Below are 20,374 nucleotides of genomic sequence, written 5' to 3' on the forward strand. Positions count from 1 at the left end.
CGAGCTGCGGTGCCGTCGTCCTCCACCGCCGTCGGTGCGCCGACGGTCAGCCGAGCTGGACGGTCCAGATCTGCTCCATGCGGTAGAGCATCACCGCGATCGCGAGACAGACGACGCCGAGGACGACCGTCGACCATCGGGTGCGTTCGACGAGCGCCCAGAATCCGCCGGCGATCGGCAGGATCATCGCGGAGACGAGGTAGGTGTAGAACTCGGGCACACTCCCCGTGGCGGTGTTCCCGAACGCGGGCGCGGCGATCGCCACCACCAGTTGCGCGACGAGGAGGACCTCGACGACTGCCGTCGCCCCCATCGTCAGGTCGTTCGGCGCGCGCCCGGCGAACCCGAGCACGATGCAGAGGAGCCCGGCCACGACCGCGACCGCGATCTGGGCGAGGGTGAACCACTCGATCATGCCGGTTCCTCCGCCGGGAAGTTCACGACCGACTTGAGCGAGCCGCCACGGCGCTCGACGAGCCCCACCAGTCGGCCGTCCGGCGCGAGGGCGGCGATCGGACCGGTGTGGCCGGCCGGCAGGTCGCGTTCGAGCCGCTTGCCGTGGCCGAGGTCGACCGCCTCCTGCTCCGTGAGCTCGAGGGCACCGAACAGGCGCTTCGCGACGTCGGCCGGGTGCAGCAGCGCCGTCTCAACGTCGAGGTCGTCGATCGTCGATGCGTCCGTGACGTCGAAGGGTCCGATCCGGGTCCGGCGAAGCGCGGTGAGATGGCCGCCGACGCCGAGGGACGCCCCCAGGTCGCGGGCGAGGGCGCGGATGTAGGTGCCGGAGGAGCAGACGACCCGGACGTCGACGTCGACGGCCGCTCCATCCCGACGGACGGCCAGCACGTCGAACGCGCTGACGGTGACCGCACGGGCCTTCAGCTCCACCTCGATCCCCTCGCGGGCGAGGGCGTAGGCGCGCTTCCCGCCCACCTTGATGGCGCTCACCGTGCTCGGCACCTGCTCGATGTCGCCCGTCAGCGGACGGATCGCGGCGATGATCGCGTCGTCGTCCACGGCAGCCACCGCGGCCTGGTCGGCGCGCTCGGTGACCTCACCTTCAGCGTCGTCGGTGGAGGTCGCCTCGCCGAGGCGGATGGTCGCCGTGTACTCCTTGTCGAGACCGACGATGAACGTCAGCAGTCGGGTCGACGAACGCGTGCCCAACACGAGCAGCCCGGTGGCCATGGGGTCGAGCGTTCCCGCATGCCCCACCTTGCGCGTGCCGGCGAGCCGTCGCACCCGGGCGACCGCGTCGTGGGAGGTGTGCCCCTGCGGTTTGTCGATGAGGAGGATACCGGGACGGGCGGACGCCGACCCGGGTGCTGCTGTGCTGTTCTCGACCACCTTGCAACGGTACCAGCGGCGGTCGGCATCGCCGGGCGGCCGGAGCACCCCTGGGCGGCGGCGCTCAGCAGAAGTCGGCGAAGATCCGCCGTGGGTGCCGCTCGTCGGTGTTGTCCACGAGGGCGGTCGCCCGCACGGTCGGGTCGTCGTCCTTGCGGTAGAGCGCCTGCCCGCCCACGTAGCGCGCGTTGGACGGCGCCGTCGGGTCCGCGTCGACGCCGAGGCGCTCGTGCAGCCGCTCGTAGGCCGTCGCCATCGGGACGTCGAGCCAGACCGACGCATGCCAGAGGCCGCGGAGCTCGGGACGGTTCAGGAAGACGCCGTCGACGATGAGGACGGCGTCCTGCGGGCCGGTCGTCCAACGCAACGGAGCGCCGACGTCGCGCTGCTCGTCGAACCCGACGAGTTGGAAACCGGCGCTGCCCGCCAGGCGGAAGGGCTCGACGAGCACCCGGCGGAACAGCGAATAGTCGAACGAGTCGAGCCAGTAGCCCTCGGCCGAGTCCCGCCCCCGCGCGTACCGTTCCTCGCGAGGACGGTGGAAGTCGTCGATCGAGGCGCGGAACACCGCGCGTCCGGCCTCGTCGAACACCTCGGCCAGTCCGTCGGCGAACGCCGCCGTACCGGAGCCGCTGACGCCGTCCACCGCGATGAGGGTGCGGCCTCGTGGGTAGTCCCGCTGGAACTGGTCTCGCAGCTGCCGGAGCAACTCGATCCGTGGTGTCGTGACGAGCTTCATGGCGCCGAGCCTACCCGCGCGGATCGTAGGCTGGTGCGGTGCCGCCCGAACCCTCCGACCTCGCCCCGCTCGTGACGGGATGGTTCCGCACCGACGCGCGCGACCTCCCGTGGCGACGCCCGGGGTTCCCCGCCTGGGGCACGCTCGTGTCGGAGTTCATGCTCCAGCAGACGCAGGTCAGCCGGGTGATCCCGCGGCTCGAGGAGTGGCTCGGGCGCTGGCCGACGCCCGCAGACCTGGCGGCCGAACCACCGGCAGAAGCCGTCCGGGCCTGGGGCCGACTCGGCTATCCGCGCCGAGCGCTCTGGCTCCATGCGGCGGCCACCCAGATCGCCGAACGGCACGACGGCATCGTCCCGTCGGACGTGGATCAGCTCCTGGCGCTCACCGGCATCGGCGACTACACCGCCCGCGCCGTCGCCGTCTTCGCCTACGGGGACCGGCACCCGGTGGTGGACACGAACACCCGACGGGTCATCGCCCGAGCCGTCCGCGGCCAAGGCGAGCCCGGCCCACCGAACGCCAAGGTGGACCTCCCCGCCATGGAGGCGCTCCTGCCGGAGTCCCGCTCGGAGGCAGCCGTCTTCAACGCAGGGCTGATGGAGATCGGCGCGGTGGTCTGCAGGGCTCGAGCACCGCGGTGCGAGGAGTGTCCCCTCCGCGAGGTGTGCGCTTGGCGCGCGGCGGGATACCCGGCCTACGACGGACCGGTCAAGACGAAGCAGAAGCAGTTCGCGGGCAGCGACCGACAGGTCCGGGGCATCATCATGGCCGAGCTCCGCTCGACCCACCGCTCACTGACGGACGAGGAGCTCCGGGCGCTCTGGCCCGACGGCGAGCAGTTCGACCGCGCACTCGCCGGACTGGTCGCCGACCGCCTCGCGGTGCGCGTCGACGGCGGGTACGCCCTCCCCCACGACTGACCGGTCCCTGAGCCCTGCCCGGCCCCTCGGCCCTTCCGGTCCCTCAGCCCCACACGGCCCCTGAGCCTGTCGAAGGGCGCACGTCGACAGGCTCAGTGACCGGATGACGGAATCCCGGTCCCTGAGCCTGTTCGAAGGGCTGGTGCGAGGTGTCTAGTCCTCAGCGTCCACGTCGCGCGGCTTGACGTAGGGGTCCTCGTCGCCGGCGTAGGCGGCACCGGCGGCAAGCCCGGCCACCTCGGTGTCGCGGTTCTTCGCCTCGCGCAGCAGGTCTTCGATGTGCTGCGCGTTCTCCGGGATCGCGTCCAGGAAGAAGTCGAGGCTCGGGGTCAGCCGGGTGTTGATGTTGCGGCCGATCTCGGCACGCAGCAGGCCCTTCGCGGACTCGAGCGCAGCCGAGGTGTCGGCGCGTTCCTCGTCGGAGCCGTACACCGTGTAGAACACGTTCGCGTGCTGGAGGTCGCCGGTCACCTGTACGTCGGTGATCGTCACGAAGCCGAGCCGCGGGTCGCGGATGCCCTTGTCGAGCCGTTTGGCGATGACTTCCTTGATGCGGTCCGCTAACTTGCGGGCCCTGGGGTTCTCTGCCATCTCGTCCTCCTCTGATGACCGTCGGGCGGAGGGCCGCCCGACGGATGCTGCACACACAATACAAGCAGGAATCCCCGCCGCCCTCCCGGAGGAGGACGACGGGGACCGGCCGAGCGGACTAGCCGCGCGGCTTCTCCTTCATTTCGATCGTCTCGATCTCGTCACCGATCTGGATGTCGTTGAACTTGCCGAGACCGATACCGGCCTCGAAGTCCGTACGCACCTCGGTGACGTCGTCCTTGAACCGACGCAGCGATTCGATCGCCAGGCTGTCGCCGACCACGACGCCGTCGCGGATGACCCGCGCCTTGGCGTTCCTCGTGATCGTGCCCGAGCGGACGATGACACCCGCGATGTTGCCGAACTTGGAGGAACGGAACACCTCGCGGATCTCGGCGACACCGGACTGGACCTCTTCGTACTCGGGCTTGAGCATGCCGGTGAGGCTCTGCTCGACGTCCTCGAGTGCGTTGTAGATGACCGAGTAGAACCGGACGTCCACACCCTCACGGGCCGCACGCTCGCGGGCCTTCGGGTCGGGGCGCACGTTGAACCCGATGATGATCGCGTTGTCGATCGTGGCGAGGTTGACGTCGGACTCGGTGACCGCACCGACACCGCGGTGGATGATCCGCAGCTGGACGCTGTCGTCGACGTCGATCTTGAGCAGCGACTCCTCGAGTGCCTCGACAGCACCGGAGACGTCACCCTTGATGATGAGGTTGAGCGACTCGACCTTGCCCTCTTCGAGTGCACGGGTGAAGTCCTCGAGCGAGATGCGCTTGCGAGCCTTGGCCAGAGCAGCGTTGCGCTCCGCGGCTTCACGCTTCTCGGCGATCTGACGCGCGGTGCGGTCCTCCTCGGTGACGAGGAAGGTGTCGCCGGCCCGAGGAACACTCGAGAGGCCCTGCACCTGGACGGGACGCGAGGGACCCGCCTCGGCGACGGTGTCGCCGTTCTCGTCGACCATCGCACGGACGCGGCCGTAGGCCGTACCGGCGACGATCGCGTCACCGACGCGGAGCGTACCCGACTGGATGAGGACGGTCGCGACGGAACCGCGGCCCTTGTCGAGCTTGGCCTCGATGGCCACACCGCGTGCATCCTTGTTCGGGTTGGCGCGCAGGTCGAGACCGGCGTCCGCGGTGAGCAGCACGGCGTCGAGGAGGTCCTTGATGCCGGTGCCGGCACGAGCCGAGACGTCGACGAACATGACGTCTCCGCCGTACTCCTCGGCGACGAGGCCGTACTCGGTCAGCTGCTGGCGCACCTTGGCCGGGTTGGCGTCGGGCTTGTCCACCTTGTTGACCGCGACGACGATCGGCACGTTGGCCGCCTGCGCGTGGTTCAGGGCCTCCACCGTCTGCGGCATGATGCCGTCGTCGGCCGCGACCACGAGGATCGCGATGTCGGTGACCTGCGCACCACGAGCACGCATGGCGGTGAACGCCTCGTGACCCGGGGTGTCGATGAAGGTGATCGGACGCTCGATGCCCTCGTGCTCCGCGACGACCTGGTACGCACCGATGTGCTGCGTGATGCCACCGGCCTCACCGGCGACGACGTTCGCGTTGCGGATGGCGTCGAGGAGGCGGGTCTTACCGTGGTCGACGTGACCCATGACGGTGACGACGGGAGGACGGATGGCGAGGTCCTCGTCGGACTCGTCCTCCAGCTCCTGGTCGAGGTCGATGTCGAAGCCCTCGAGGAGCTCCCGGTCCTCGTCCTCGGGCGAGACCATCTGGATCTTGTAGCCGAGCTCGGAACCGAGCACGTCGAAGGTCGCCTCGTCGAGCGACTCCGTCGCCGTCGCCATCTCACCGAGGTGGAACAGCACGGTGACGAGGTTGCCGGGGCTGGCGTCGATCTTGTCGGCGAAGTCCGAGATGGACGCGCCACGACGCAGACGGATGATGGTGTTGCCGTCGCCGCGGGGGACGCTCACGCCGCCGAGCGACGGGGCTTCCCGCAGCTCGAACTCGGCCCTCTTCGTCCGCTTCGACTTACGTGCCTTGCTCTTGCCGCCACCGCGACCGAAGGCACCTGCGGTACCACCGCCGGGTCCGCGACCACGACCGCCGCCGCCACCAGGGCGACCCGCGAATCCACCGGCGGGTGCACCACCGGGGGCACCACCGGGACGGAAGCCGCCACCGGCGCCACCGGGACGGAAGCCGCCGCCACCGGCGGGACGGCCTGCGCCACCCGGACGACCGGGGCCACCGGGACGCTGACCCTGGCCGACGCCCGGACGGGGCGAGCCGGGGCGCGGAGCCTGCGGACGCGGGATGTTGCTGGGGTTCGGACGCTGACCCATGCCCTGAGCCGCGGCGAACGGGTTGTTCCCCGGACGCGGCGTGCCGGTCGGGCGCTGGCCCATGCCCTGCGAGGACGCGAACGGGTTGTTCCCCGGACGCGGAGCACCGGGACGGGGGCCGCCCGGCTTCGCGGCGTCGCCGGAGGGCGAGTCGCCGGCGGCCGGAGCCGCGGGTGCGGACGGTGCCGCCGGAGCAGCGGCCGCGGGTGCCTCCGCCGCAGGGGCGGGGGCGGGGGCGGCGGGAGCCTTCGGGCCTGGGGACGCCTGCTTCGGCGCAGGCGCAGCGGGCGCCTCAGCCTTGGGGGCGGGTGCCGCGGGGGCCGGAGCCTTGGGTGCGGCGGGACCAGGGGTGGGAGCGCCGGGCGTGGCCGGTCGCTTCGCCGGGGCGGCGGGGGCGGCTGACGCCTTCGCACCCTCGGCCTCGAGGGCGGCGCGCAGCTTGCGGGCCACCGGTGGTTCGATACTGGAAGACGGTCCCTTGACGAACTCGCCCAATTCCTTGAGCTTCGCCATGGCGATCTTGCTGTCTACTCCGAGTTCGGATGCGATCTCGTGTACACGTGGTTTTGCAGCCACAATTCTCCTGTCTGAGCTTGCACCCAGGCAGGGGCAAGCGTTAGTGGTGGACGGTGCTCATTTCGAGCCGCTCATGAGTTGTCCATTAGCCGTTCAGCCTGTTCTCTCGGAATGCCGCACCCGGGTGGGGCGGCAGCAGGATGGAGGCCCGGGATCCGGGCCTGATACCTGCGGTGGGAAGCACGGTGTGCGCCGGAGCGCTCTCGCGTGCACTCACCATCGTACACCCCGACCCTGGGTGCGGGCTCACCACCGGATCGTGAGCGGGTCGTTCGAGCCCGACGACGTCATTCAGCCGTCGGCGCGGCCGGTTCCGTCGACACGAAGGCCTGGACCGCCGACGCGTCGGGTCCCGCATTCAATCTGAGCGCCCTCGTGAACGCCCGACGCTGCACCGCCTGGTCGACGCACGCCGACGTCGGGTGCACCCAGGATCCGCGGCCTGGCAGGCGCGTCGCGGCGTCGGGGACGAGCGCCCCCTCGACCGCGACGACGCGCAGCAGTGCCGAGCGCGGCTCGCGACGGCGACAGCCGACACAGGTCCGCTCCGGTTCCATCCGGCTCAGTCCGATTCGAGGATCGAGTCCGGCTGGATGTCGATCTTGGCGCCGGTGAGCTTGGCGGCGAGACGGGCGTTCTGCCCCTCTTTGCCGATCGCGAGCGACAGCTGGTAGTCCGGCACGAGCGCCCGGACGGCCTTGAGCGACTGGTCGATGACGTACGAGCTCGTCACCTTGGCCGGCGAGAGCGCGTTCGCGACGAACGTCGGCAGGTCGGGCGAGTAGTCGACGATGTCGATCTTCTCGGCCCCCAGCTCGTCGGTGACCGCGCGGACACGACGCCCGAGCTCACCGATGCAGGCTCCCTTGGCGTTGATGCTCGGGTCGTTCGCCTTCACCGCGATCTTGGTCCGGTGTCCGGCCTCGCGAGCGAGTGAGACGATCTCGACGATGCCGGATGCGATCTCCGGGACCTCCAACGCGAACAGCTTCCGTACGAGTCCGGGGTGGGTGCGCGAGACGGTGATCTGCGGACCCTTGAGGCCCTTCGTCACGCTCGTCACGTACACGCGGATGCGCGCACCGTGCGGGTACTCCTCACCGGCCACCTGCTCCTCGGGCGGAAGGATCGCCTCGATGGTGCCGAGGTCGACGTGGATCATGCGCGGGTTCGGGCCCTGCTGGATGACGCCCGCGATGATGTCGCCCTCGCGCCCCTTGAACTCACCGAGGACGGCGTCGTCCTGGATGTCTCGGAGCCGCTGGAAGATGACCTGCTTCGCGGCGAAGGCGGCGATGCGACCGAAGTCGTCCGGCGTGCTCTCGGCCTCCCCGATCAGGACACCCTCGTCGTCGAACTCGGGCACGAACACCCCGACGTGGCCGGTCTTGCGGTCGAGCTGGACCCGGGCAGCCGGGACGTCGCCGCGCGCGGTGGTGTCGGTACCCTCGGTGCTCTTCAGGTACGCGCTCAGAATGGCCTGCTCGATGATCACGACGAGCTCCTCGAACGGGATCTCCTTCTCGCGTTCGATCGACTTCAACAAACCGAGATCGATGTCCATCGATGGCCTCCTCTATTCAACTGGTGGTGCCGCGGCAAGACGTGCAGCGGCACGACGGGCATGCTGCTGCCGTGCTGCCGAACCCGTCTGTCTACGGTACCGGATGCCGAGGGGTACGTCATCCACCCAGCTGGGAAGCCGCCGCGCGTCCTCGAGGGTCCCGCTCCCGGCTCGACCGCGTCTCCGGGCGGGTGACATGATTGGCCAATGGTCTTGGGCGAGCTGCGGAACGTCATGCGGAGCACGAGGGTGCGGATCCTCGTCGCGATCCTGCTCGCGACGACGCTCGCGATGACGCTCGTGGGCGTCTCCACCTACACGCTCGGCCGGCAGCAGACCCTCGCGACCATCGACGCCCGCCTGGAGCACAGCGCCGAGCTCATCGCCTTCATGGTGGTCGGTTCAGGCGACTCCGCCGACGCCCCGGCGACGAGCGACGCGGCAGTCGACGCGGTGATGCGACGCTGGATCTTCGCCGAGGACGAGACCGCCATCGGTGTGCGCGCCGACGGCTCGACGGTCGCGCCCAGCGCCCCGTCCGCCTTCCGCCTGGACGACGACCCGCAGCTCCTCGACACCATCACGGCCCGATCGTCCCGCGGCGTCGTGACCGGTGAGGCAACCGGTGACCGCACCGTGCGGTACGCCATCATCCCGGTGCAGGTCGTCGGCGACCCGAGCGTTGCCCACGTCGTCATCGCCACCGACGTGCACGCGGCACTCGCGGAGTCCCGAGGCATCCTCGCCGTCGAGATCGTCGTCGCCGTGGTGTGCCTGCTCCTGCTCGGCCTCGTCGGCTGGCAGCTCGCGGGCGGACTGCTCCACCCCATCCGGCTGCTGCGGGACGCCGCCGCCCGCATCACCGAGTCGGACCTCGACGAACGGATCCCGGTCGTCGGTCGCGACGACGTCTCCGAGCTCACCACGACCGTGAACGGCATGCTGGACCGGCTCGACGAGGCCTTCACCAGTCAACGCCAGCTGCTCGACGACGTCGGCCACGAGCTGAAGACGCCGCTGACCATCGTGCGCGGACACCTCGAGCTCCTGGATCCGTCCGACCCCGCGGAGGTGGCCGCCACCCGCGACCTCGCCCTCGACGAACTCGACCGGATGAGCTCCCTCGTCGCCGACATCACCGAGCTCTCGACGGCCGGACTCGCGTCGACCCTCGACCGGGAGCCGGTCGACATCGAGGCGTTCACCGCCTCGGTCCACGAGAAGGCCACGGCGATCTCGCCCGAACACGAGTGGACCCTGGGCGAGCAGGCCGCACTCACCGCGGACGTCGACGCCGGGCGACTGGCCCAGGCCTGGCTGCAGCTCGCGGACAACGCCGCGAAGTACTCCCCGGCCGGGTCGACGATCGTGATCTCGAGCCGGTTCGACGAGTCGGACGACCCGGCGCTCGTGCTCTCCGTCGCCGACGACGGGCCCGGGGTGCCGGAGGCGCTCCGCGAACGCATCTTCGACCGGTTCACCCGGGTGAGCGGTGGACGGGGTGTCGCAGGCTCCGGCCTCGGCCTGTCGATCGTGCAGGCGATCGCCGCGGCACACGGCGGGTGGGCCGAGGTCGAGGACACCCAGCAGGCCGGCTCCCTCTTCAGCATCCGACTGCCGCTCGCGGTGGCGGACGACGACGAGGGGTCCGACGCGGACCTCGACCTCGACCCGGACGAGACCGCGGCGATCCCACGCAGCGCGATGGCCCAGGCGATCGCGCTGCGAGAGGCGCAGGCGGCTCAGGAAGCCGCTGCGGCGCAGACGACCGCGGCGACACAGGCCGGACCGACACCCGGCGATGCACGCCCCACGATCGACGCACCACCACGCTCGCGAGCACCGTCCCCTGAGGACGACTTCCCGGACCTCGTCGACACCTCGGCTCGGCGGAGTGCGCCGGAGGACCACGCATGAGCCGGATCCTGGTCGCCGAGGACGAGACGCGGATCTCCGCGTTCGTGAGCAAGGGCCTGCGTGCCGCCGGACACACGGCGGACGTGACGGTCGACGGATCACAGGTCGTCGAGCTGGCGGAGAGCGGCGACTTCGACCTGCTCGTCCTCGACATCGGACTCCCCGGCGTCGACGGCTTCGAGGTGCTCAGACGGCTGCGCGACGACGGCAGCGAACTCCCCGTCATCATCCTGACCGCCCGCGATTCCGCGCGAGACCTCGTGGCGGGCCTCGACGGCGGGGCGAACGACTACATGTCGAAGCCCTTCCGGTTCGAGGAGCTCCTGGCCAGGATCCGCCGACGCCTGGCCGAGCGGGCACCGGCGTCGACCACCGCCGTCCAGGAACGCCTCTCGGTCGGTCATCTGGAGCTCGAGCTGCGCGAACGACGCGTCCTCGTCGACGGTGTGCCGGTCGAGCTGTCCACCCGCGAGTTCGCCCTCGCCGAGGAGTTCTTCCGCCACCCGGACCAGATCCTCAGCCGTGAGGAGCTCCTCAGCCGGGTCTGGAGCTACGACTTCGATCCCGGTTCGAACGTCGTCGACGTCTACGTGCGGTATCTCCGGAACAAGATCGGCAAGGACGCCATCGCGACGGTCCGCGGAGCCGGCTACCGCCTCAGCACGAGAGCGCAGTAGCGGTCGTCATCCGGACGGGATGACGACCGTTCCTGCGCTCTCGTGGCTCAGAGGGCGAGGTCGGCGATCGCGACCCGGTCCTTCGTGCCGGCGGCCCGGTCCCAGAGCTCGACGAAGCCCTCGGTGGCCTCGCGACCGACGACCACCACGACGGGCACGCCGATCAGCTCGGCGTCGCCGAACTTGACGCCCGGGGACACCTTGCCGGTGCGGTCGTCGTAGAGGACGTCCTTGCCGCTGGCCTCGAGCGAGGCCACGAGTTCCTCGGCCACCTCGAAGATCGCCGCGTCGCGTCCTGCTGCGACGACGTGCACGTCGAACGGGGCGACGGCCTTCGGCCAGATGAGACCGCGCTCGTCGTTGTTGCCCTCGGCGATGATCGCGAGGATGCGGGTGATCCCGATGCCGTAGGAGCCCATGGTCACCGTGACGAGCTTGCCGTTCTCGTCGAGCACCTTCAGTCCGAGCGCTTCGGCGTACTTGCGCCCGAGCTGGAAGACGTGCCCGATCTCCATGCCTCGTGCGAGCTCGACGGGTCCGGAGCCGTCGGGCGCTGGGTCGCCGGCGCGGACCTCCGCCGCCTCGACGAAGCCGTCGGCGGTGAAGTCGCGCCCGGCGACGAGGCCGAAGACGTGCTGCTGATCGACGTTCGCACCGGTGATCCACTCGGTGCCGTCGACCACGCGCGGGTCGAGGAGGTACCGGATCTCCGTCGCGGACTCCTCACCGAGGACGGGCCCCTGCGGGGACCACGGCCCGATGTAGCCCTTGACGAGCCCGGCGTTCGCGGCGAAGTCCGCCTCGGTCGCGGCCTCCACCTCTGCGGGGCTGAAGGCCACCTCGACGCGCTTGAGGTCGACGTCGCGGTCGCCCGGCAGGCCGATGACGACCAGCTCGCGCGTGCCGTCGAGGTGCTGGAGCGCCAACACGACGTTCTTGAGCGTGTCGGCGGCCGTCCACGCCCGTCCGTCGTCGCGCGGGTGTCGCTCGTTGGCGAGGTCGACGAGCGTCGAGATCGTCGGGGTGTTCGGCGAGTCGAAGACCGTCGCGGGAGCCAGACCCTCGATGGGGCGGGCCTCCGGGACCTCGGTGGTGTAGGCCTCGACGTTGGCGGCGTACCCGCCGGCCGAACGCACGAAGGTGTCCTCACCGACCGCGGTGGGGTGCAGGAACTCCTCGCTCCGCGAACCGCCCATCGCGCCGGCGTCGGCCTGCACGATCTCGTACTCGAGGCCGAGTCGCGTGAAGATGCGCTCGTAGGCGTCGCGCTGCGCCTGGTAGCTCGCGTCGAGCCCGGCGTCGGACACGTCGAAGGAGTAGGCGTCCTTCATCGTGAACTCACGACCGCGCAGGAGGCCTGCCCGGGGACGGGCCTCGTCGCGGTACTTGTCCTGGATCTGGTAGATCGACAGGGGCAGGTCCTTGTAGGAGGAGTACAGGTCCTTCACGAGCAGGGTGAAGACCTCCTCGTGCGTCGGCGCCAGCAGGTAGTCCGCACCCTTGCGGTCGTGCAGGCGGAAGAGGGCGTCGCCGTACTCCTCCCACCGGCCGGTGACCTCGTAGGGCTCCCGCGGCAGGAGCGCGGGGAAGTGCACCTCGAACGCGCCAGCGTTCGCCATCTCCTCGCGGACGATGGCCTCGATCTTGTTCTTCACCCGCAACCCGAGCGGCAACCAGGCGAACACGCCCGGCGCCTGGCGTCGGATGTATCCCGCCCGCACCAGCAGGCGGTGACTCGTCACCTCCGCGTCGGAGGGGTCTTCACGGAGCGTACGGAGGAAGTAATTCGAAAGGCGCGTAACCACCTGTCCATGCTAGTCCGTCACGCGTGGGCAGCCCGGAACCGCTACCAGGGGCGATCGGCGAAGTTCCCGTTGTCGTTGTTCCGACCCCGGTTCTTGGCGTCCTCGGTCGACTTGTCCTGCTGGGCGTCCTGGCCGGCGTCCTTCAACTTGTCGACCTTGCCGTCGACCTCGCTGTCACCGGTACCGCTCGAGCCGCTCGAGTCGCCGTCGCCCTGTCCCCCGTTCGAAGGATCCTGCTGGCCCTGCCCGCCGGACCGGTCGCGCTGGTCGGTCGCATCCTGACGTTTGCGGTCGATGCGATCGCCGGTGTCCTGCAGGTTCTCACCGGGCGTGCCCTTGGGATCGATCACGTCGGGCTGCTGCCCGGTTCCGCCCTGATCGCCCTGGCCGCCTTGGTCACCCTGGTCCCCTTGGTCACCCTGGTCCCCCTGGTCGCCCTGGCCGCCCTGGTCGCCCTGGTCGCCCTGGTCCCCTTGCTCACCCTGGTCGCCCTGGTCGTCTTGACCGCCCTGACCACCTTGATCGCCCTCATCCCCCTGGCCACCCTGGTCCTGCTGGTCCTCGTTCTGCTCCTGGGACTCCCCCTCGAAGCAGCCTTCTCCCTCGTCGACGATGCGCTTCGCTGTGTCGTAGAGGTTGATGGCGCCCTGGAAGAACTGGCCCTTCATGTACTCGTCGGCCTGGGTCTCGTACGCGCGCGCCAGGTTGACCCGGACGATGCAGGCGGTCTCCTCCGTCGGCGCGAGCTCGAGCGCCTTCCCGAGGTCGTCGGTCCCCTGCACCCAGTCCTGCCCGGCCGCGGCTGCGGTGCCCCGGTCGAACCAGGCGATCCACGGCTCGACGACGTTCGCCGTGAAGAGGTGCCCCGCGCTCAACTGCGCCCCGGAGTAGTCCTCGGCGCGGTACTCGGCGATCGCCGACTGCGCGACGACCGGCAGACTCGCGAACTTGACCCCGACGACGAGGGCGAGGAGGACCAGCGGAAGGGACCACCAGAACAGCCGACGGCGCAACCGGGCGACCTCGGCCGGGGCCAGCGGCGGACGCCGGGGTTCCTCGAGTCGTGGCCGTGGCTCCGGGCTGCGCGGCGCGTCGTCGGGCCGGTCGGTCCGGGTCCGATCGTCGAAGAGGGTCATGCCTGCCCACCCTTCGTCCGTCGGAGCTCGCCCAGCGCGCCGACCAGGCCGGGGAGCTCGGTGAGGAGCAGCACACCGAACCCGAGCGCGAACACCCAGTACAGCTCATCGGTGCGTCGGATGTCCACCTCGTCCTCGACGGTGACGCCGCCGACGGCGAGGCCGTCGAGTGCGTCGTCGAGCGACGCACCCGGTGTCCTGATCTCCGACTCGACGCCGAGCTGCGACGCGATCGTCTCGAGTGCGCCCGGATCCAGCCGGGACACGGCGGGCTCACCGGTCGAGTAGTCCTGGATGTAGCGGACGCTGCCGTCCTGGTACCCCGAGAACTCGCGCATGGTCCCACCGGCCTCGGTCCCGTAGCCGAGCACGCCACCGCCGCCGATGAGCGGTGCGATGCTCTCGAACGACCCGGGCGCCGCGCCACTCGTCTGCTCGCCGTCACCGAGGTAGAACATGATCCGGTTCCGACCCGGCTCCTGCTCCTCGGCCTGGGTCAGCAGCGTGGTCATGAACTCCACCGGCGCGTCGATGCTGCTGCCGCGGGAGTAGGTGGTGATCTCCTGCGTCATCGCCTCCGCGGCCGACCGGAGCGCCGTCGCGTCCGTCGTGAGGGGCATGCGCTGGACGGCCACGGCGTCGAACGTCACGAGCGCGTAGCGGGCACCGGCCAGCCGGTCGGCGATACCGGTGATGTCGGCCTTCGCACCGTCGAGTCGGGTCGGCGGCTTCGGGGCGCCGTTCTCGTCCGTCCCCGACGCGGTCTCGTCCGGCCAGTCCTCGGCGGCCATCGAGCTCGTCGTGTCCACGACGAAGTAGACGTCGAGGTCGCCCATCGCGGACGGCGGGCGATGGTTGCCGGGGATGGTCGGTCGGAGGGCGATGATCACGAGCACGACGACCATGGCCAGTCGGGCGATCCAGTGCCAGGCTCCTGGCCGCCGCACCCCGGCGAGGAACTGCCAGACGGCGAAGGCCGCGAGGACGGTGCCGAGCACGGCGACGGCCCAGATCGGCAGAACGGGGTTGATGGTCATCGGCGCAACCTCCAGGCGAGCAGCATGAGCGCCGCGAGGCCGCCGAACGCCGCCAGCACGAACACGAACGGCTCGTCGACCTGCACGAGCTGTTTGGCGCCCTTCAGCGTCTTCGTCTGCTCCGCCGTGATCTGCTGGACGATGCCGCCGACCGCGCCGGGGTCGGCGAGCGCGTAGTAGTCCCCGCCGGTGGACGTCACGACCTCGTCCATCTCCGCGGCGAGGTCGTCGAGGTAGTCCTTGCTGGAGACGTCGCCGGGGTTGATCCCGTACACCGTCACGTCCTGCGCCTTCGCGTACGCGCCGGCCTCCTTGAGCGTGAGGATCGGCTCGCCGGCGACGTAGTTGTCGGTCGCGAGCACGATCGAGCGCGACCGTTCCTCGCCGACCTGGTCGAACCGCATGACGCAGGATCCGAGACCGTCGCCGATGAGGGACGACCCGTTCCCGAGATCGGTGCCGTTCCAGTACTCGTAGTCGCTCTCCGGCGAGGTGAGGTCCTCGACGAGGTGGTCGAGCTGCGCGGCCACGTAGTCGTAGTCGCTCGTCAGCGGGAAGTACGTGGTCGCGGACGCGTTGAACAGCACCAGCGCGATCCGCTCACCGTCGAACCGCTGCACGAGCTTCTCGAACACCCCGACGAGCGCGGCGTCGTACTCCGTCATCGACCCGGACACGTCGAGGCAGAGCACGATGTCGCGGTTGCGCAGTTCGGGCTGGAACACCGTCGTGCTCACCACGCGGGACCCGAGGGCCATGCCGGCGAGCAGCAGCACCCCGAGCGCGGCGATCGTCGCGATGATGAGGCGCCGGTACCGCGACAGCGCGCGACGGTATCCGGGGAGCGCGGTGAGCCGTTCGGAGTGCGCGACCCACAGCGGCTCGGCGTTCGCCTTCCGGCGCCGCCCGGTGCGGGCCACGAGGACGACGACGGCGACCACCGCGGCCACGGCGAGGAGCCAGACGAGCGGCATCCACCAGTAGATCAGCTCCACGTCGTCACCACCTGGCGGGCGAGCGTGGCGGCCTCGGCGACGCTGCCCGTCTCGGCCTCGCGGAACTCGACCGGGTAGTAGGCCGACACGGCACGACTGAGTGGCGCGAGTCCGGCGCGATCGAGGTCTGCGAGGGTCATGACCTGGGCGCGGACGCCGCTGGACTCGTGCGCGTACATCCGGAGGATCGCGCCGAGCCGTTGGTGGGCGCGCCGCGTACTCAGGGCGCCGTCCCCGTGCTCGCGCTCGATCTCGCCGATGAGTGCGAGGTAGCGGTCGCGCAGGACGGTCGGCGACGGCTGCGGCGCCGGGCGCGGAGCGCTCCCGCGCGCGCGACGGCGCACGTGGGCGAGCATCCAGACGTACCACCCGATCACGAGGGCGATGAGCACGAGTCCGAGCACCGGCCAGAGCAGCGTGTACTGGACCGGTGCGTAGTAGCCGTTATCGCCGGGCATGTCGGTGGGCCTCGAGGAGGTGGAAGAGGACCGGGACGACGTCGTCGGCTCCGGTCACGCGCTGACCGCTGATGCCGAGTTCCTCGAGCTGGTCGAGGTGCCGGGCGGTGGCGCTGGTGACGGCCTCGGTGAACTCGCGACGGAGCGCGTCGTCCGACCGGATGAAGGCCGGCAGGGACCGCTCGTCGGCGACGTCGACCATCGCCCGACCGGTGTACTCCGCCCGCATGAGGTCGGCGTCCCCGACCGAGATCCAGAGCACCTCGTGCTGGACGTGCAGGCGACGGAGGATCTCCGACCGCTTCGGCGTGATCTCCTCGTCGTCCGAGACGATCACGAGCAGACAGCGCTGCTTGACCGACCGTGCCGCATAGCCGAGCAGCTCGTCGAGATCGCTCTGGGGTGCCGCGAGCGATGCACGCCGGTCGATGTGCTGCAGCAGGCGTTCGAGTGCCGATTCGGTGCCGGCGGGTCGGACGAGTTCCGGTGCGGCGGCGTCGCCGGCGACGAGACCGACGAGGTCGCCGTGCCGGATCGCGAGGTATCCCAGGATGCCGACCGCGAGGATGGCGACCTCGCGTTTGGTGCTCCCACCCTCGGCGAGCGCCGCGAGATCACGACCCGTGTCGACGACGAACAGCACCTGATGCTTCCGCGTGGCGATGAAGCGCTTCACGAGTGGAGCGCCGTGTCTGGCCGTCGCCTTCCAGTCGATGTCCTTGATCTCGTCGCCCGGGGTGTACTCGCGGAGGTCGTCGAAGTCGAGGCTCCTGCCCTGGAACACCGAACGGTACTCGCCGTCGAGCATCCCCCGCACGCGGCGGTGGGCGTGGATGAAGAGTTTGGACTTCACCCGGTGGAGCAGCGGGGCTGACACGGGCCTACGGTGCCTGGACCGCTCCGAAGACGGCGTCGATGATCGTCTCGGGCGAGACGTCGTCGGCCGCGGCTTCGAAGTTCAGGATGATCCGGTGCCGCAGCACCTGGTGGCGGTAGCCCTTGACGTCCTCGGGGATGACGTGGTCCCGCCCTGCGAGGATCGCGAGCGCCCGCGCGACCGTGCTGAACGCGATGCTGGCACGCGGACTCGCCCCGTACTCGATGTAGCTCGCGAGCTTCGGCGGCAGGTAGTCGCCCGCATGGCGGGTCACGTAGACCGTCTGGACGATGTAGTTGAGGATCGATGCGTCGAGGTAGACCCGCTTGGCGAGGGACTGCAGGAACAGGACGTCCTCGAGGCTCACCCCCGGGCGGTCCTGGTCGGTCTCGTAGAGCCCGGAGTTCACCCGACGGACGATCTCGGCCTCCTCGCCGATCGTCGGGTAGTCGAGCACCTCCTTGAGGAGGAAGCGGTCGAGCTGCGCCTCGGGCAGGTGGTACGTGCCCTCCTGCTCGATGGGGTTCTGCGTGGCGAGCACGAAGAACGGCTTCGGCAACGGATAGTGCGTGCCGCCGATGGAGGTCTGGCGTTCCTGCATCGCCTCGAGCATCGCGCTCTGGGTCTTCGCGCTCGACCGGTTGACCTCGTCGAGGAGCACGAAGTTCGCGTGCACGGGACCGAGCTGGGTCTGGAACGCGCCGGTGCGGGCGTCGTAGATCTGGGTGCCGATGATGTCGCTCGGCAACAGGTCGGGGGTGCACTGGATGCGTTTGAACGAGGCGTTCACCGCTTGGGCGATCGATTCCGCCGCGGTCGTCTTCGCGAGACCTGGGACGCTCTCGAGCAGGACGTGCCCGCCCGAGACGAGTGCCGCGAGCAGGGTGGTGCGCAGGCCCTGCTGGCCGACCACCTTCGCATCGTAGGCACCGACGATCTCGGAGAGGATGCTGCGGGCCCGCTGCAGCTCGGCTGGCGCGATGGGGGTGCTCGGCGTCACGGTCACTGGTCTCCCTGGCGAGGCTGGCGGTCCGGACGGATGACCGTCGAACGCGGATCCGCCTGGTGGGACCCGGCGGTCCGAACAGTCTACGTGTGAAGATCCGGAGCTCGGACGCCTCGGCCACCGGATGGCCACCAGGGCGTCGGCCGCCGTTCGCCCACCGTCCCCCTCGCGTCCACCGCCGCTTCCTACCGTGGATCGATGACATCTGCAGCGCACGGGAGGCACCCGGAGACCGACGGCGCGACGGCGATCGTCCCGGTCAGGGGCGGTTCGAAGGGGATCCACCGCAAGAACCTCAGGACGGTCCGCGGGAGCACCCTCATCGCGCGATCGGTCGAAGGACTGCTGCGGTCGGGTGAAGTCTCGCGCGTGGTCGTCACGACCGATCACCCCGACCTCGCCGCCGCCGCCGTCGCCGCCGGCGCCGAGGTCATCGACCGGCCAGCCGAACTCGCCGAGGACAGCACCTCCTCCGAGGCCGCGCTCCTCCACGCGCTCGGTGTCCTCGCGGAGCGCGGCGAGCTGACCCCCGTGACGGTGTTCGCGCAGGCGACGTCGCCCTTCCTCGACGTGGAAGCGCTCGACGACGCCGTCGCCCTGGTCTCCTCCGGGCGGGCGGACTCCGTCTTCGCCGCGGTACTCGACCACGGATTCCTCTGGACGGAGAAGACGAAGGGTGCCCGAGGGATCGGTCACGACCACCGCGAGCGTCCCCGACGGCAGGACCGCGCCCCGCAGTACCGCGAGACCGGCTCGTTCTACGTCTTCGACACGGACGGCTTCCTCGAGGCCGGGCACCGCTTCTTCGGCCGGATCGCGCCGGCCGTCACCAGGTCCTTCGCCGCGCTCGACATCGACGAACCGGAGGATCTGCTCGTCGCCGAGGCGATCGCCGGACTCGCCGAACGTCAGCTGGGCATCCCGTCGGGCTCGGAGCGTTCGGAGCACCACCTCGACGTCGACGCCGTCGTCACCGACTTCGACGGGGTCCACACCGACGACCGCGCCAGCATCGACGCCGACGGGGTCGAACGGGTGAGCGTCCATCGCGGTGACGGCCTCGGCGTCCGTCTGCTGCGCGAGGCCGGGCTGCCGTTCCTGATCCTGTCGACCGAGCGGGTCCCGATCGTCGCCGCACGCGCGGCCAAACTCGGCGTCGACGTCGTGTACGGCTCCGCCGACAAAGCGACCGCGCTCCGCGACTGGGCCGTGGCGAAGGGCGTCCCACTCGACCGCATCGCCTACCTCGGCAACGACGTCAACGACATCCCGGCACTCGAGATCGTCGGCTGGCCGGTCGTCGTCGCCGATGCGCACCCGGAGGCGCGTGCCGTCTCTCGGCTCGTCCTGGAACGCCGAGGCGGCGACGGCGCCGTCCGCGAACTCGCCGACCTCGTCCTCGCCGCACGCGCGGCCCTCGACCCCCTGAAGCTGTCCACGCTGCAATCGAACGGAGCACGACCATGAGCATCCACCAGGACGCGAACGACACCACCGACCTCGACGGCCGGACGCAGCCGTCCCCCGTGCGCATCGACGGCATCCCCGTCGGCGGCGGCGCCCCCGCGTACGTCATCGGGGAGATCGGTCTCAACCACAACGGGGACGTGGAGCTCGCGAAGCGACTCATCGACGTGGCAGCCGACGCCGGCGCACAGGCCGTCAAGTTCCAGAAGCGCACGCCGGAGATCTCGACGCCGGCGCACATGCGCGACGTCCCGCGGCAGACGCCATGGGGTGAGATGAGCTACCTCGACTACCGCTACCGGGTCGAGTTCGACCGTGAGCAGTACATCGAGATCGGCGACCACGCCACCCTGCGCGGGCTCAGCTGGTTCGCCTCCCCGTGGGACGAACCGTCCGTCGACTTCCTCGAGGACCTGGGCGTCAGCGCTCACAAGGTCGCGTCCGCCTCGGTGACCGACTCGGGCCTCCTGACCCGTCTCGCCGCGACCGGGAAGCCGATCATCCTCTCGACCGGCATGTCGACGCTCGAGCAGATCGACCGCGCCGTCGACATCCTCCGGGACTCGCCGCTGGTCATCCTGCACGCGACCTCCACCTACCCCTTGCCCGCCGAAGAGGCGAACCTCCGGATGATCGACAGCCTCGCCGCCCGCTACCCCGGTGTGCCGATCGGGTACTCCGGCCACGAGACCGGTCTGCAGATCTCCCTCGCCGCGGTCGCCCTCGGAGCCACGATGGTGGAACGCCACATCACGCTCGACCGTGCCATGTGGGGCTCGGACCACGCCGCGTCGCTCGAACCGCACGGCTTCTCGAACCTCGTCCGCGACATCCGGGTCATCGAGACCGCCATGGGTGACGGCGTCAAGCGCGTCTTCCCCGGCGAACTCGCCCCACTCGCGAAGCTGCGCAGGGTCGATGCCTGATCATGGGCCCCGACGT

At 70.2% G+C, this 20,374-nt stretch carries 19 protein-coding genes; 5 read left to right on the forward strand and 14 right to left on the reverse strand.

The features are described from left to right. Nucleotides 1-46: 46 nt before the first annotated feature. The 3 genes from ITJ62_RS17120 to ITJ62_RS17130 all read right to left on the reverse strand — a co-directional run bounded on the left by ITJ62_RS17120 (nt 47) and on the right by ITJ62_RS17130 (nt 2,086). Nucleotides 47-415, reverse strand: coding sequence for a hypothetical protein (locus ITJ62_RS17120; protein ID WP_194604761.1), 369 nt, complete (start codon nt 413-415; stop codon nt 47-49). After that, nucleotides 412-1,347 (reverse strand): tRNA pseudouridine(55) synthase TruB, encoded by a 936-nt coding sequence (gene truB, locus ITJ62_RS17125; RefSeq protein WP_194604762.1) that lies wholly within the window; start codon nt 1,345-1,347, stop codon nt 412-414. The genes ITJ62_RS17120 and truB overlap by 4 nt, the downstream gene beginning before the upstream one ends. A 64-nt stretch (nt 1,348-1,411) precedes the next feature. Beyond that, a complete protein-coding gene (locus ITJ62_RS17130) occupies nt 1,412-2,086 on the reverse strand; it encodes a uridine kinase (protein ID WP_194604766.1) in 675 nt (224 codons plus the stop codon). Between the two features lie 38 nt (nt 2,087-2,124). On the opposite strand from ITJ62_RS17130, the gene ITJ62_RS17135 reads away from it, so the two are divergent. Next, nucleotides 2,125-3,009: an A/G-specific adenine glycosylase gene (locus ITJ62_RS17135; RefSeq protein ID WP_370581978.1), complete on the forward strand. Its 885-nt coding sequence runs from the start codon at nt 2,125-2,127 to the stop codon at nt 3,007-3,009. 153 nt (nt 3,010-3,162) lie between these two features. On the opposite strand, the gene rbfA is transcribed toward ITJ62_RS17135, so the two are convergent. The 4 genes from rbfA to nusA form a co-directional block, all read right to left on the reverse strand. After that, complete coding sequence (gene rbfA, locus ITJ62_RS17140) at nt 3,163-3,600, reverse strand: 30S ribosome-binding factor RbfA (protein WP_079707157.1); 438 nt, start codon at nt 3,598-3,600, stop codon at nt 3,163-3,165. A gap of 118 nt (nt 3,601-3,718) precedes the next feature. Then, nucleotides 3,719-6,430 carry a translation initiation factor IF-2 gene (gene infB / locus ITJ62_RS17145; RefSeq protein ID WP_370581979.1) on the reverse strand — a complete coding sequence of 904 codons (2,712 nt, stop codon included), beginning with the start codon at nt 6,428-6,430 and terminating at the stop codon, nt 3,719-3,721. A 350-nt stretch (nt 6,431-6,780) separates the two neighbouring features. Next, on the reverse strand, nt 6,781-7,050 hold the full coding sequence (locus ITJ62_RS17150; protein ID WP_194604772.1) for a YlxR family protein: 270 nt from the start codon (nt 7,048-7,050) through the stop codon (nt 6,781-6,783). A 5-nt stretch (nt 7,051-7,055) separates the two neighbouring features. After that, complete coding sequence (gene nusA / locus ITJ62_RS17155) at nt 7,056-8,057, reverse strand: transcription termination factor NusA (protein ID WP_079707160.1); 1,002 nt, start codon at nt 8,055-8,057, stop codon at nt 7,056-7,058. A 207-nt stretch (nt 8,058-8,264) separates the two neighbouring features. On the opposite strand from nusA, the gene ITJ62_RS17160 reads away from it, so the two are divergent. Further along, complete coding sequence (locus ITJ62_RS17160; protein WP_194604774.1) at nt 8,265-9,974, forward strand: HAMP domain-containing sensor histidine kinase; 1,710 nt, start codon at nt 8,265-8,267, stop codon at nt 9,972-9,974. Then, nucleotides 9,971-10,651: a response regulator transcription factor gene (locus tag ITJ62_RS17165; protein WP_194604777.1), complete on the forward strand. Its 681-nt coding sequence runs from the start codon at nt 9,971-9,973 to the stop codon at nt 10,649-10,651. Before ITJ62_RS17160 ends, ITJ62_RS17165 begins: the two co-directional genes overlap by 4 nt. A gap of 47 nt (nt 10,652-10,698) precedes the next feature. On the opposite strand, the gene ITJ62_RS17170 is transcribed toward ITJ62_RS17165, so the two are convergent. From ITJ62_RS17170 to ITJ62_RS17200, 7 genes are read right to left on the reverse strand one after another with little or no spacing between them, the layout of a single operon-like run. Further along, complete coding sequence (locus ITJ62_RS17170) at nt 10,699-12,456, reverse strand: proline--tRNA ligase (RefSeq protein WP_194604780.1); 1,758 nt, start codon at nt 12,454-12,456, stop codon at nt 10,699-10,701. Nucleotides 12,457-12,497: 41 nt separating this feature from the next. Next, complete coding sequence (locus ITJ62_RS17175; RefSeq protein WP_194604783.1) at nt 12,498-13,592, reverse strand: hypothetical protein; 1,095 nt, start codon at nt 13,590-13,592, stop codon at nt 12,498-12,500. Next, a complete protein-coding gene (locus ITJ62_RS17180; protein ID WP_159879161.1) occupies nt 13,589-14,629 on the reverse strand; it encodes a VWA domain-containing protein in 1,041 nt (346 codons plus the stop codon). Before ITJ62_RS17180 ends, ITJ62_RS17175 begins: the two co-directional genes overlap by 4 nt. Further along, nucleotides 14,626-15,624: a VWA domain-containing protein gene (locus ITJ62_RS17185; protein ID WP_194604786.1), complete on the reverse strand. Its 999-nt coding sequence runs from the start codon at nt 15,622-15,624 to the stop codon at nt 14,626-14,628. The genes ITJ62_RS17180 and ITJ62_RS17185 overlap by 4 nt, the downstream gene beginning before the upstream one ends. Continuing rightward, nucleotides 15,615-16,082: a hypothetical protein gene (locus tag ITJ62_RS17190; protein ID WP_079002737.1), complete on the reverse strand. Its 468-nt coding sequence runs from the start codon at nt 16,080-16,082 to the stop codon at nt 15,615-15,617. Before ITJ62_RS17190 ends, ITJ62_RS17185 begins: the two co-directional genes overlap by 10 nt. After that, entirely contained in the window at nt 16,069-16,959 is an 891-nt protein-coding gene (locus tag ITJ62_RS17195) for a DUF58 domain-containing protein (protein WP_229939091.1), read from the reverse strand. The genes ITJ62_RS17190 and ITJ62_RS17195 overlap by 14 nt, the downstream gene beginning before the upstream one ends. 4 nt (nt 16,960-16,963) lie before the next feature. Then, nucleotides 16,964-17,965 (reverse strand): MoxR family ATPase, encoded by a 1,002-nt coding sequence (locus tag ITJ62_RS17200; RefSeq protein ID WP_191941387.1) that lies wholly within the window; start codon nt 17,963-17,965, stop codon nt 16,964-16,966. Nucleotides 17,966-18,163: 198 nt separating this feature from the next. On the opposite strand from ITJ62_RS17200, the gene ITJ62_RS17205 reads away from it, so the two are divergent. Then, nucleotides 18,164-19,432 carry an acylneuraminate cytidylyltransferase gene (locus ITJ62_RS17205; RefSeq protein ID WP_194604789.1) on the forward strand — a complete coding sequence of 423 codons (1,269 nt, stop codon included), beginning with the start codon at nt 18,164-18,166 and terminating at the stop codon, nt 19,430-19,432. Further along, the gene (locus ITJ62_RS17210; RefSeq protein ID WP_194604792.1) at nt 19,429-20,358 is read left to right on the forward strand and encodes an N-acetylneuraminate synthase family protein; all 930 of its coding nucleotides are present in this window, start codon (nt 19,429-19,431) and stop codon (nt 20,356-20,358) included. Before ITJ62_RS17205 ends, ITJ62_RS17210 begins: the two co-directional genes overlap by 4 nt. Nucleotides 20,359-20,374: the final 16 nt, after the last annotated feature.

Source organism: Plantibacter sp. VKM Ac-2876 (assembly GCF_015350715.1).
GTDB classification, from domain to species: Bacteria; Actinomycetota; Actinomycetes; order Actinomycetales; family Microbacteriaceae; genus Plantibacter; species Plantibacter auratus.